13 protein-coding genes are annotated in these 12757 nt (G+C 42.1%); 6 read left to right on the top strand and 7 right to left on the bottom strand.

Annotated features, from left to right (window positions below):
- Positions 1 to 6: 6 nt before the first annotated feature.
- The 3 genes from dusB to aroQ form a co-directional block, all read right to left on the bottom strand.
- Positions 7 to 966: a tRNA dihydrouridine synthase DusB gene (dusB, locus tag KSO91_RS02730; protein ID WP_238741100.1), complete on the bottom strand. Its 960-nt coding sequence runs from the start codon at positions 964 to 966 to the stop codon at positions 7 to 9.
- 131 nt (positions 967 to 1097) lie between these two features.
- Positions 1098 to 1982: a 50S ribosomal protein L11 methyltransferase gene (gene prmA, locus KSO91_RS02725; protein ID WP_238741098.1), complete on the bottom strand. Its 885-nt coding sequence runs from the start codon at positions 1980 to 1982 to the stop codon at positions 1098 to 1100.
- Between the two features lie 275 nt (positions 1983 to 2257).
- Positions 2258 to 2710, bottom strand: coding sequence for a type II 3-dehydroquinate dehydratase (gene aroQ / locus KSO91_RS02720; protein ID WP_238741095.1), 453 nt, complete (start codon positions 2708 to 2710; stop codon positions 2258 to 2260).
- A gap of 331 nt (positions 2711 to 3041) precedes the next feature.
- Between aroQ and KSO91_RS02715 the strand changes: the two genes are divergently transcribed.
- Both KSO91_RS02715 and KSO91_RS02710 read left to right on the top strand, forming a co-directional pair.
- Positions 3042 to 4382 (top strand): hypothetical protein, encoded by a 1341-nt coding sequence (locus KSO91_RS02715; protein WP_238741094.1) that lies wholly within the window; start codon positions 3042 to 3044, stop codon positions 4380 to 4382.
- Positions 4382 to 5068 (top strand): type IV pilus modification PilV family protein, encoded by a 687-nt coding sequence (locus tag KSO91_RS02710; protein WP_238741092.1) that lies wholly within the window; start codon positions 4382 to 4384, stop codon positions 5066 to 5068. Before KSO91_RS02715 ends, KSO91_RS02710 begins: the two co-directional genes overlap by 1 nt.
- Positions 5069 to 5158: 90 nt before the next feature.
- Here the strand turns inward: KSO91_RS02710 and KSO91_RS02705 are convergent, their stop codons facing one another.
- The gene (locus tag KSO91_RS02705; protein WP_238741090.1) at positions 5159 to 5368 is read right to left on the bottom strand and encodes a SlyX family protein; all 210 of its coding nucleotides are present in this window, start codon (positions 5366 to 5368) and stop codon (positions 5159 to 5161) included.
- Between the two features lie 15 nt (positions 5369 to 5383).
- A complete protein-coding gene (locus KSO91_RS02700; RefSeq protein WP_238741088.1) occupies positions 5384 to 6379 on the bottom strand; it encodes a WD40 repeat domain-containing protein in 996 nt (331 codons plus the stop codon).
- A 142-nt stretch (positions 6380 to 6521) separates the two neighbouring features.
- Here KSO91_RS02700 and fkpA point away from each other — a divergent pair, with 142 nt between their 5' ends.
- Positions 6522 to 7292 carry an FKBP-type peptidyl-prolyl cis-trans isomerase gene (fkpA, locus tag KSO91_RS02695; protein WP_238741086.1) on the top strand — a complete coding sequence of 257 codons (771 nt, stop codon included), beginning with the start codon at positions 6522 to 6524 and terminating at the stop codon, positions 7290 to 7292.
- A gap of 92 nt (positions 7293 to 7384) precedes the next feature.
- On the opposite strand, the gene KSO91_RS02690 is transcribed toward fkpA, so the two are convergent.
- Entirely contained in the window at positions 7385 to 7576 is a 192-nt protein-coding gene (locus KSO91_RS02690) for a 4Fe-4S binding protein (RefSeq protein WP_238741085.1), read from the bottom strand.
- Positions 7576 to 9078: a nitrogenase cofactor biosynthesis protein NifB gene (nifB, locus tag KSO91_RS02685; protein WP_238741084.1), complete on the bottom strand. Its 1503-nt coding sequence runs from the start codon at positions 9076 to 9078 to the stop codon at positions 7576 to 7578. The genes KSO91_RS02690 and nifB overlap by 1 nt, the downstream gene beginning before the upstream one ends.
- 377 nt (positions 9079 to 9455) lie before the next feature.
- On the opposite strand from nifB, the gene nifU reads away from it, so the two are divergent.
- Genes nifU through nifV form a run of 3 tightly spaced genes read left to right on the top strand, consistent with a single transcriptional unit; the run spans position 9456 to position 12746 of the window.
- Positions 9456 to 10394, top strand: a complete 939-nt coding sequence (gene nifU / locus KSO91_RS02680; protein WP_238741083.1) for a Fe-S cluster assembly protein NifU — start codon at positions 9456 to 9458, stop codon at positions 10392 to 10394.
- Between the two features lie 15 nt (positions 10395 to 10409).
- Positions 10410 to 11612 (top strand): cysteine desulfurase NifS, encoded by a 1203-nt coding sequence (nifS, locus tag KSO91_RS02675; protein WP_238741082.1) that lies wholly within the window; start codon positions 10410 to 10412, stop codon positions 11610 to 11612.
- Between the two features lie 12 nt (positions 11613 to 11624).
- Positions 11625 to 12746: a homocitrate synthase gene (gene nifV, locus KSO91_RS02670; protein ID WP_238741081.1), complete on the top strand. Its 1122-nt coding sequence runs from the start codon at positions 11625 to 11627 to the stop codon at positions 12744 to 12746.
- The last annotated feature ends 11 nt before the right edge of the window (positions 12747 to 12757 follow it).

Genomic DNA, 12757 nt, shown 5'->3' with positions numbered 1-12757 from the left:
TAATTACTAATGATTTAAAAAATTTTCTAATGCATTTAACTGCTCAAAAGCGCAATTGATGACATTAAATTGTCGTTTAAAGTAACCTAACTGATCTTGCTCTTTTAAATACCACCCAACATGCTTCCTAGCAATTCTGGGTCCCATTACCTCACCATAGAAGTCATGTAATGCTTGCACATGGCCAAGAAGAATGGTGCTTACTTCCATCGGTCCCAGAGGAGCAAGTTGCTCACCTGTTTTCAGGTAGTGGTTAATTTCATTGAATATCCAAGGCGCACCCTGTGCCCCTCGTCCAATCATAATGGCGTCAGCTCCCGTGTAATCAAGCACAAATTTCGCTTTTTCCACTGAAGTTATATCGCCATTGGCAATTACAGGGATAGTTACATTTTCTTTGATTTTTTTTATTGTGTCATATTCAGCAAAACCATTGTAAAAGCACTGCCTTGTACGACCATGCACAGCAAGTGCTTGGATGCCCGATTGTTGTGCAAGTTGTGCAATTTCAACACCGTTTATACTTTCAGGATCCCAGCCAGTGCGAATCTTCAAGGTGACAGGGACATCTACGGCATCAACAACACTCTCTAAAATTGCTTGCACAAGTTTAGGGTGAGGTAATAAAGCAGAGCCTGCTCTCTTCTTATTCACTTTTTTGGCCGGACAACCCATATTAATATCAATAATCTGGGCACCTTGCTGCATACTTAACTGTGCAACTTTTGCCATTTCAATCGGCTCGGAGCCTGATATCTGCACAGATCTAATGCCAGATTCATTACGGTAGTCCATTCTTAGCTTAGATTTTTTACTATTCCATACACGGGGATTAGATGACAGCATCTCAGAAACTGCCAGTCCAGCACCGAGTGAACGGCAAAGCTCACGGAAGGGGCGATCAGTTACCCCCGCCATCGGCGCTAGAATGATGTTGTTATCTAATTGATACTGCCCAATACGCATATAAAATATACAATCTCTCTAACCCAAGGCGGCGTAGTGTACGCATTTTTGCCGTCAGAATAAAGGTTAATAAGTAACCATTTTGAAATTATTTCGCTTGCAAATGAGCTGATTTTGAGTTCTTGCTTTATTTATAGATGTTTAATACCAGAAAGGCGCGCCCACTCTTCTTTAATTTTTGCTTTATCCATTGTGAACCACTGGCTATAAACAGCAATTAACTCCTCTGCTTGCTGTTCTAAAATGCCGGATAATGCTAATACACCATTGTCTTTGATTAGCGCTTCAATATGAGTAGATAACTCACGTAATGGGCCGGCTAAAATATTGGCCACCAGGACATCGGCTAAAATACCTTTAGGTAGATCATCTGGTAAGTACAATTCAAGTTGTTCAGAGACATTGTTGCGCTGAGCATTGTCACGACTAGCCGTGATAGCTTGCGGATCAATATCGATTCCGATGACACGTTTTGCACCTAACTTAAGCGCTGCAATCGCTAGAATTCCTGAGCCACAGCCAAAGTCGATAACTACTTTGTCTTGTAATTCTTGCCCATCTAGCCAAGCTAAGCATAACGCGGTTGTTGGATGTGTACCCGTGCCAAAAGCGAGGCCAGGATCGAGCATTACATTGACAGCCGTCGGATCCGGTACGGGTTTCCAGCTTGGGCAGATCCATAAACGTTCACCAAACTTCATTGGATGAAAATTATCCATCCATTCGCGTTCCCAATCTTTATCTTCTAGTGGCTCAATTTTTAGAGCAAAGTGGTCACTTAACAGTGGGCTCTTTTGTAATTGTGCAAGTACAGGTGTCATATCAGTGCTAGCGTCATAAAGGCCTGTAATGTCGGTGTCACCCCAAAGACGTGTTTCGCCGGGTGCTGGCTCAAAAATAGGCACATCATGTGAGTCGGTAAAGGTCGCTGAGAGTGCGCCCGTTTGCATCAGTAATTCACCAATATCTTCCGCATTTATAGACGTTGCATTAAGTTTCAGTTGTATCCAAGGCATTATTTTTACTCATAGTCATTATTGTAATAGGGCAAGAATACAGGGGAAGCGGGTAATAATATAGTTTTGCTTGAGGGTTCATCTTATGATGCTGTCTTGATCTTCTCTGTTTATTTTTGTTGGTGTTAAAGCTGTGCGACCTCGCAACTTGAACAAGTGCATTAATAAAGAGGGAAGTGAAAAAACGTAAAGTAATTTGCAAATCCCTATTGCGCAGAGGGTTTGATTAAATTTGTGCGTTCATCAGCCATTTTTTATCACACGATAAATCAAATTCATTCATCATTTTTTTTATACTGAGCGGCGCATTGTAGGGCGAATGAATATCCCTTTGCACCTAAGCCGCAAATAACCCCTTGCGCAATATCGGATAAATAGGAGTGGTGGCGAAACGTTTCACGCGCATGCACATTGGAAAGGTGGACTTCAATAAAAGGAATGTTGACTCCTAACAACGCATCACGGATGGCGACACTGGTATGCGTGAATGCGGCCGGATTAATGATAATGAAATCTATTTTATTCAATGACTGATGAATTTTTTCAATGAGTTCATATTCTCTGTTTGATTGTAGGTGGGAGAGTTCTAGGTTTAATTGCAGCGCTTCATCGCCTAGTGCTTGAATTATATCGTCGAGCGTTTGTCTGCCGTAAACATCAGGCTCACGTTGACCGAGTAAATTTAAATTTGGGCCATTTAAAATTAGCACTTTTATTTTTGGTGACATAAAAAACTCCTATAAACAGTTACTTTGGGAGTTTATCTGCTCTTTTACAAACTGGCTACTCTTCTCTTTTTTAAATAGTCAAAAGTGAACTGATTTCAATATTTTTATAATTTAGGATAGGGGAAAAGCGGTTTAAATCAATCGCTATTAAAAAATTATTTTAGATTAAATACTAATAAAAGCAGAGGCCTATAATCAAGGGATCTTTATTTAGGTTAAATATTGGTCAATGCGGTTTACTTTTACGTGATCTTTTCTAGACTTAACTCCGTCTAGGTCAATTTCCATTAGGGAGGGGGAGTTCCTCTCTTATGAGCGTATAGGAGATAGTATGTATTCTATTAAGCAAAATAAAGGTTTTGCCGTATTAACATCTGCGCTTCTGTTAAGTATTGCAGCCATCGCCTTCACGGCCAATATGGCATCGACCCAATTAATTGATAATCAAGTCATTGCTAACTACTACCGTAATAATGAAGCATTTGTTAATGCGCAATCGGGTATCAATCTACTGCTTAGTAAACTCACAGACAGCAAACTAGCGACAGAATTGATCTCCTCACTACCGCGTCAATATACCTCTAAAGATCGTCACTATACAGTACAAGCTAAGCAAATTAACGGTAATACATTGCAGTTTATCTCTTCGGGTCGATCCGCGGATGAGACCGCTCAGCGTACTATTCAATTAGAAGTTAATTATCTGCTTAATCGCAATCCTCCCTCCGCTCCGGTTTCTAGCAATGGGAAATTAAATCTAAACTTTACTGCCAATATTAATGATGGTTGTGATGGTTTTACTGCAGCCGGGTGTATTTCAGACTCGAATATTTCAGAGCACATGATAGTCAGTAATCCTGATGGCAGCGTTACACTGAATCAACAGAATGAAGGGGATGCTCTTTGTTTTGCAGGCGCTTCACTTGATGCAAACAGTATCGATTCGGAGGCTTATTCTGGTGACTACTTAGGTGATCGTGTGGTCGATAATCAGGGCGATTGGGGAAATGTCCTCGCACCGGAAGGGTCGCTGTTTTTTGGTCTTACTTCCGATTCAACTTTAGAGCCTAGTTCTTTATTTGAGGCTACATTTGGTATTGAAAAAAATGATAGTAATATGTTGGCGCTTGCAGATTTTTCTTTTTTGGTTGATATGACTATTGCTGGGGCGGTAAGTTGCTCTGAGCAATTAAAAAAAGTGACTGACGAAGATGTCGTTATTTATATTAAAGGAGATTGTGATATTGAGCAGAATGACGCATTAAAAAATAACATGTCAGAAAACAGACGTTTTACGATTGGCTCAGTTGAACACCCTAAAATGGTCTTTATTGAAGGAGGCACCTTTGTTAACCAGCCCAATACAGGGGCTTCTGTTGTCGGCTTGCTGTATTTCCTTCCAAGTCAGCACTATGTTGTCGACAGTGATGATCATGTTATCACCGTGGAAGATTTAAGTGTTGATATGGGGGGGATCCGCGTAAACGGTGCATTACTGACTGAATATAAATGCTCATATGACGGTTACGATAAAACAGAGAATACGAGTATTAAGCAGCATTTTTCTACACGTTATGACATTGCTGTGCTTAATGATCTCTATCAAGATGCGGGTGGTGCAGCGCTGAGCAGTAATTACAGTATTAAACCTGGAACTTGGAGAGACTTCTGATGATACCTGTAAGTAGATTTAGTGGATTTTCATTGGTTGAGATTTTAGTTTCATTATTCGTGGTCAGTTTAGCAGCGGTAAATGTCAGCGGATTGCAAAAAATGGTGATAGATCAAAATCGTAATAATGTTGCACATAGCGCGGTGATAGAGCTAGCAATAAGTAAGATGGAAGCGCTGCTAAAATCGGTGGATATTGACACTGTAGATGCGTTGAATGCAAAAAGTGAATCGGATATTCTCGGTCTTCAGCAAACCCAGTTTACGTCTGTGTGGAAGGTCAGTGCTGACCTGGGCAGTGAGGTTGGTGAAGGGATACGCGAAGTACAGTTAAAGATAACATGGAGAGATGCAAAAGGAGAAAAGCAAACTTTCACTTATTCTGAGCTGGTTCATTTAAATACACAGCTCATAGAAGGGGAACTATCTTATCCAGTAGATATTATTATTTCACTCCTCGAAAGTAATGACATAATCTATTTTGAGCCGAAAATAGATTATAAAAAAGGAGCCTTTGTTATCTATAATAGTGAATTATATGAAGCCACTGCGTTTCATTCAATCGGTAAGGGGCGTCCACATGATGTGATCGATCCCAATGCTAACTCGGGATGGAAAAATTATGGCCCCATTAATAATCCGGCGTTGGCTACTAATGTCAATCTGACAACATTATTTGCAGATTAGCTGTCCGATTTTTATCATATAAAAACGGCAAGCCAGATAAAGTAAATTATTTAACATTGCACCCAAGCAATCTAAACGATCTGTTTCAATTTAATAATGTGGAGGGCGCATTTCTTCCTTTTCAGAGGCAAGTTGATTCGGTTCTGCCTCCTTTAATTTCGCTACAAGCAAAGATACCTGCTCAGTAAGTAATTGTAATTTACGTTGTTGTTCGAATAGTTCATTATTTAACGTTTCGATATTATCTTCATGAAATGCCACTTTCATTTCCAGCTGTTCAATACGATTTTCTTGCTTCATTATTTTCTCTATCTGTTATTTTGTAAGCGGATCTAGCGGCCATATTTCTAAAAATCCGGCTGAGCTTTCACTGGCAATTTTATCACCATCCCATAATGTGGCGGAGTATACTACAGCTGTTTTCGGACGTGTTTCTTTTCTTGGGGTAACCGTCCAGCTTTGTCGGCTTAAACCTGTTTTTACATCCCATAAAGTTATCGTTTTTGTACCGTTGCCTGTCAGCAGCTGTTTACCATCATTAATAAAACGCACAGAAGAGAAGATAGATTGGCGCGCAGTATAGTTTAGTGTACTTTGTAATTTTCCTGTTTCTAAGTTCCATATTTGCGATGCTTTTTGAGTATCGGCAATAAAAGCATAACGTCCTTGGGCTTCAAATTTGACCATAGAAACGCGATGCTCAAAGTTAAACTCTTGGATAATTTGTGCTGTTTTTGTATTCCATAAGAAAGCGCGGTGATCATTGCCGCCCGATAGTGCGTATAGACCATTGGCCGATAAATCGATACTATTTATTTTTTCAGTGTGAATAGGCATCTCTAAACGTCGGCCTGTTTGTAAATCAATGTGAACTACTTTACCATTTACTTGTCCATACAAAACATATCGGCCATTTGCAGATATGCGGATATCACGAATAGGCGAATCACTCACTTTATAAAAGCCCAATGATTGTCCTGATTTGATATCCCAAATGGCAAACTCATGACGGCTTGCTGACAATGCATGACTGTTGCTTGCGGAGATACGTACTATATAAATATCATTGTCTTGCACATTGTGGTGTCGCCATTGGAATAACAATTTGTTATTACGGTTATCCCAAAGGCTCAAACCATGATGAATTGAGGAGATAATTGAGTAATCGCCATTTTGAGAAATTTCAGCCGCAAAGGCGCCCTCTACAGCATGCTCATATCGTTTTAATGGCTGATCTGATTCGCTGCAAGAGATTACTAGAGTGAGGATTAGTAATGAAAAAAGTGATTTAAAATAGATGTTTAATGACATTTTAGAATTAACTTTTGGTTTAAATTAGCTTTAAGGTTAGTATAAGCTTATCAATTTTGATACCTGCTTTCCCCCATTTTGGGATGGAAAATAGTATCGTTGGATATTTTATTTAATAAACAAGAACAATTTTGGAGTAACAATGAAAAATGTATTTAAAATCTCTTTATTAGCCGCTGCGGTTGTATTAACTGTTGGCTGTAATGAAAAGAAAGAACCAGTAGCAGCCGCTGTCGCAATAGAAGCTCCGGCTACTTTTGCAAATAACCAAGATAAAGTGGCTTATGCAATTGGCACTTCATTTTCTCAGCAGTTTAATACGATGCTTGCTAAACAAGCTGAATTGGGAATGGAATTAGATAAAGAGGTTGTACTTCAAGGTATCACAGATACATTACGCGGCAGCTCTAAATTAACTGACGACGATATAATGACAACACTCAAGGCTTATGGTGAAGAGGTCAAAACCGCTGCTGAAAAACAGATGAAAGAAAAATCCGAAAAAGCAGCAGAAGAAGCGAAAAGTTTCTTGGATGAAAATGCAAAAGTAGAAGGTGTGACGGTGACCGAATCTGGTTTACAGTATTCTGTTCTTACCAAAGCAGAAGGCCCTAAACCAAAAGCTGAAGATACAGTGACAGTGCATTATGTAGGTACACTACTCGATGGTACTGAATTTGATAGTTCAGTTAAACGTGGCCAACCTGCTACATTCCCACTTAACCGCGTAATACCTGGTTGGACGGAAGGTGTGCAGTTAATGAGTGTTGGTGAAAAATACAAATTCGTTATTCCAGCTGACCTCGCATATGGCGAAGCGGGTGCGGGCTCTATTCCGCCTAGTTCTACACTGATTTTTGAAGTGGAACTATTAGATATTAAAGCTGCAACGAAAGAAGATGCGCCTAAATAAAGACAGCCTTATTGCTTTAAAGGTCGCCTAGGCGGCCTTTTTTATTTGCTTTGTGAGGTCATCAATCCCCGCTGTTTATCTGATGTGACCTGTTAAGCTCGATGGTTAATCACACTAGGCTCCGGGCAGATAGCCAAGCAGCGAGCAATATCAATATCTTTACACTCGCTGCACAACGCTGGGTTAATAACAAAAATACTGCCTTTAATGCTTATTGCGCCTGCTGGACAAACTGTCTCACAGGCGTAACAAGCAAAACAATCCTCTCCTATTTGCAATGCCATTAACTTGCCTCCAGCGTATTTTGTTGTCGCCATTTCAACTTTGCTTGTTGTTGATATTTGCCAAACAGCTCAGGTAATACTGTTTTCACGCTATGGTAACCATAGTCAACATCTACCTTAATACCGGCCGCCTCTAACGCCTGTTGCGGCTCGTTGCCAATACGACTACACAGCAATAGATCAACCCCATGCAGCGCCTTTATAGCCTGTTGTAAATTGCGGTTATGGTTACTCTGATGATCATCTGTATCAGGGCACTCATCAGAGCCGCTGCAGTAACGTTTGATGCGCCGTTCGCCGATATAATAATGTTCATTTTTAATAAGCAGATAGAGTTTAAAGCAATTGGCATGGCCAAAGTGGAGATTGATCTGTTCGTTATTATCGCTGGTGATAGCAACGATTAAAGAGGCTTGTTGCTCTGAAGCGCCTCGACTGGCAAGCGCCGATTGAAAACGGCTGCGGGCAAGCATCGTGTGCGCATAATCGACTGACTGTAAATTAATATCCTTAATATTAAACTCACTGCTTCTGTCTTCGCCGAGCATCCCTACCGCGTCCGCGCGACATTGCTGGCAATGTTTCATCTGGCTGACATTGCCGCCCGATTCTTCGCGCACCTGTTCAAGCTCCGCCTCTGATGGTTCCCGCTGTCCGTTAAGTCCAAAAAAGGTGCCATGCTCAGGTTGACTGATAAGTGGCATAATATTATGTAAAAAAACATTATTACGTCGAAGTTCACGACTTAGCTCTGGCAGGTTATGTTCATTAATACCCGGTATTAGCACCGAGTTTACCTTTGTTAATATACCCGCTCTAGCCAGCGCCTGCAGACCTGCCATCTGCCGCTGAATTAATATTCTGCCTGCCTCAACGCCAGTATAGCGTTTGCCATCGAGATAGATCCATTTATATATCTGCGCGGCAATCACCTCATCCAACGCATTAATAGTGACAGTGACATGATCCACCCCTAACTGCAGCAACTCATCAACATGATCGATTAAAGTCAGGCCGTTGGTTGACAGACACAGTTTGATATCAGGCATTGCCTCACGTATTAATGCCAAAGTAGTTAAGGTGCGCACAGGGTTAGCCAAAGGATCGCCAGGACCTGCAATACCTATTACTGACAATTGCGGAATTGCTTTGGCAACGGCTTGTGCTTTTTGCAGTGCCTGCACTGGTGTTAGTAGCTCAGAGACAACACCGGGTCGTGATTCATTAGCGCAGTCATATTTACGATTACAGTAATTACATTGAATATTGCAGGCTGGCGCTACCGCTAAATGCATACGCGCATATTTATGATGCGCATTATTGGAATAGCAGGGATGTTGCGATACTTTCTGCAGCTGTGATAGGCCAATATCAGCAGTGCTGTCGGCTTGTTTGCTGAGATTAATATCAGAAGTGAGCGATTCGCTGACGCACTTCGTTTTACAACTTGGACGCGAATCAGTATCTGTCTCTGTATGGTGTTTATTATCGTGACTATCCATAATTGTCTACCTAAAAAGGAATGATTACTGATTTAAGTGCAATCTTTATACCAGACAAATATATGTTGTTAACCAATTGATAAATATGCCTATTAAGATAAAAACCTGAATTTAAAAAGGGAGGGAGGAGCGCACGATTGGTGGTATAGAAGACAATTGTAGGAAAATGTACATCCTATTCGTAACGTTTTTTTGTGGTTAAAAGCTATTTCGCTAACTTATGTGCCATATCCGACAAAGCGTACATTGGACTGTGACATTACCCTCTTATTCTCTCACATTGATTTTGTAAGCTATTGAATATAAATGTAATTCTATTTGGTCTATGTTTTGCAAATATCAATTTACAAAATGAAATCGGTTATGAGGTAGTGATTATGTGGGATTATTCAGAAACGGTAAAAGATCATTTTTTTAATCCAAGAAATGCCAAAGCGCTAGAGGATGCGAATGCGATTGGTGATGTCGGCTCTATTAGTTGTGGTGATGCTTTACGTTTAACGCTGAAAGTGAATAAGCACACCGATATTATCGAAGATGCTGGTTTTCAGACGTTTGGTTGCGGTAGCGCGATCGCTTCATCATCCGCTTTAACAGAATTAATTATTGGCAAAACAATCACCGATGCGGAGAAGGTAAGTAATCAGGAGATTGTTGATTATCTGGGCGGCTTGCCGCCAGAAAAAATGCATTGTTCAGTGATGGGACAGGAAGCGTTGGAAGCCGCTATCGCCAACTATCGCGGAATTGAGTTAAAAGCAGACGACCATGAAGAGGGCAAACTTATCTGTCGTTGTTTTGCCGTTGATGAGGGGAAAATCAGTCGCGCGGTTGAAAAACATTCGCTCAGCAGTATTGACGATGTGATTAATTACACTAAGGCGGGCGGTGCTTGTACCGGTTGCCATGAAAAAATAGAGCGAGTAATTGATGCTGTGCTGGCCAAGAAAAAAGCGGCCTGTTCATCATCTAGTAACTTTGTTAATTATCCTGTAGAGGCCGCAGCTGGCTCGTTTGCTTCAGCAGTTTCATTAGGCGATCAGCTGACTCAGAATGTGCGCGAAATTATCAGTAATTTAAGACCCTATCTGCAGGTTGATGGCGGTGATGTGAGCTTAGTGCAAGCGAGCGAACATCTGATAACAGTGAGTTTATCGGGAGCCTGTACGGGATGCATGATGACAGATATCACGATGGGTTGGTTGCAGGATCAAATTGCAGAAAAATTAGGCTTTCCGATACCCGTGGTCAATCAAATACCAGAGAGCCATGAACCGCAGGAATTACAGGAACTCTCCCATTTAGCGCACCCTTAACCGAAGGAGCTTATTATGAAAGCGATTTACTTAGATAACAATGCCACCACTAAGCTCGATGCGATGGCACTAGAGGCTATGTTGCCGCTGTTTACCGAGCAGTTCGGTAACCCCTCTTCTATTCATAGTTTTGCTGATAAAGTTGGCGCGCAGCTTAAAATAGCGCGCAGACGTGTGGCCGATCTGATTGGTGCATTACATGAAACTGAGATTATTTTCACTTCCTGCGCAACAGAGTCGACCACTACCGCCATCTATTCTGCATTAAAAGTACATCCGCATAGAAAAGAGATCATTACCACTGTGGTTGAACATCCTGCTACGTTGGAGGTCTGTGAGCAGCTTGAGCTTGAAGGCTACAAAATCCATTGGTTAAAGGTTGATAAGCGGGGGCGAGTCGATTTAAATGAGTACCAAAAGGTGCTTTCAGATAATGTCGCGCTGGTCAGTGTTATGTGGGCTAATAATGAAACGGGAACGTTATTTCCTATTCTTGAAATGGCGCAGTTAGCCCGTCAAAAAGGAATATTATTTCACACCGATGCGGTGCAGGCGGCGGGTAAAATCCCTATTGAAGTACAAGATTCGGGCATCGATATGCTCTCATTTTCTGGCCATAAATTGCATGCACCGAAAGGAATTGGTGCTTTATATGTACGTCGAGGTATCCGTTATCGCCCGCTATTACGTGGCGGTCATCAGGAACGCGGTCGCCGAGCAGGGACTGAAAACTGTGCCAGTATTGTTGCCTTCGGCGTGGCCGCTGAGCAGGCAGAGCTGCATCTGGAAACTATGAATGGGAGAATCAAAACACTGCGCGATAAACTTGAAAAAGGGATCTTGGCGCAGGTCGAACATGCTTTTGTTACTGGTGATCCGAGTAATCGTACCGCTAATACTTGTAATATCGCCTTTGAATATGTGGAAGGTGAAGCCATTTTGATGCTCCTTAATCAACAGGGAATTGCCGCATCAAGTGGCAGTGCATGTACCTCCGGCTCACTTGAGCCTTCCCATGTTATGCAGGCGATGTCGATTCCATTCACCGCAGCGCACGGCACTATTCGCTTTTCGTTGTCGCGTTATACAACAGAAAAAGAGATAGACAAAGTGATCGATGTGATTGCTGCAATCATTGATAAGCTGCGCTTGTTATCGCCTTATTGGCAGAATGGTAAGCCCGTTGAGATGGAACGTTTTGCGCCCACATTTGCCTAATAGGTTGTACTTATGGTCATTATTAACGATACAACGCTAAGAGATGGGGAGCAAACGCCCGGTGTTTCCTTTACGCGCCAAGAAAAAGTGTCCTTAGCGAGCATGCTGGTGGCGGCGGGAGTGACGCATTTAGAAGTGGGCATTCCGGCGATGGGCAATGAGGAATGCTTGACCATCGCCGCTATTCGCGCTGAGCTGCCTAAAGCGATATTAATGGGATGGTGTCGCCCTAAATTGAAAGAGATAAAACGATCTGCAGAACTGCAACTTGACTGGGTTGATATCTCCATTCCCAGTTCAGATCAGATGCTCAGGCATAAATTAAGGTGCACCAAAGAGGTTATTTTAGCGGAGCTGCAAAGAGCCATTTGCTACGCGGTATCGCTGGGTTTGCAGGTATGTGTCGGTTGTGAAGATGCATCACGCGCTTCGCTACATTTTTTAATTGAAATTGGCATTGTTGCCAGCCGCGCGGGTGCAGCACGCTTGCGTTACGCCGATACGCTCGGTTTGCTCGACCCTTTTACAACTTATGAGCAAATCAAACTGCTCAGTAGTGCTCAGCCGCTAGCGATTGAAATTCATTGTCATGATGATTTAGGGTTGGCAACAGCCAATACGCTTGCTGCTATTAAAGCGGGCGCGTGTTATGCCAATACAACCGTAGTGGGGCTAGGCGAGCGCGCTGGCAATGCCGCATTAGAAGAAGTGGTTGCTGCGTTAGCACAGTGTTACCAGATAGATACTGGAATCGATCTGCTCGGTTTTCCCGCGCTTTGTGAAGCGGTTTCGTTAGCTGCTGGCCGGCCCATACCGACACAAAAAAGTTTAGTGGGTGAACGGGTTTTTACTCATGAATCGGGTATCCATGTTGATGGTTTAATTAAAGATGTGCGCAATTATCAAGGATTAGATCCGCAGTTATTAGGGCGCAATCATACCTTCGTGTTAGGCAAACATTCAGGTCAAGCTGCGGTCAGAGCCGTATTTGCGCGGATTGGCATTAGATTAAATAAGCCCCAGAGTAGCAAGTTATTATCTGCGGTGCAGGCGTTTGCAATTTGTCGTAAACGTAACCCATCCGACACCGAGTTACTGGGGATCAGCAGCCTGATTTTTGGCTCAGAACACTAATTTAAGGATAT

Source organism: Psychromonas antarctica (genome assembly GCF_022267535.1).
Taxonomy (GTDB): domain Bacteria; phylum Pseudomonadota; class Gammaproteobacteria; order Enterobacterales; family Psychromonadaceae; genus Psychromonas; species Psychromonas antarctica.
This window is presented reverse-complemented; position numbering and strand designations above follow the sequence as displayed.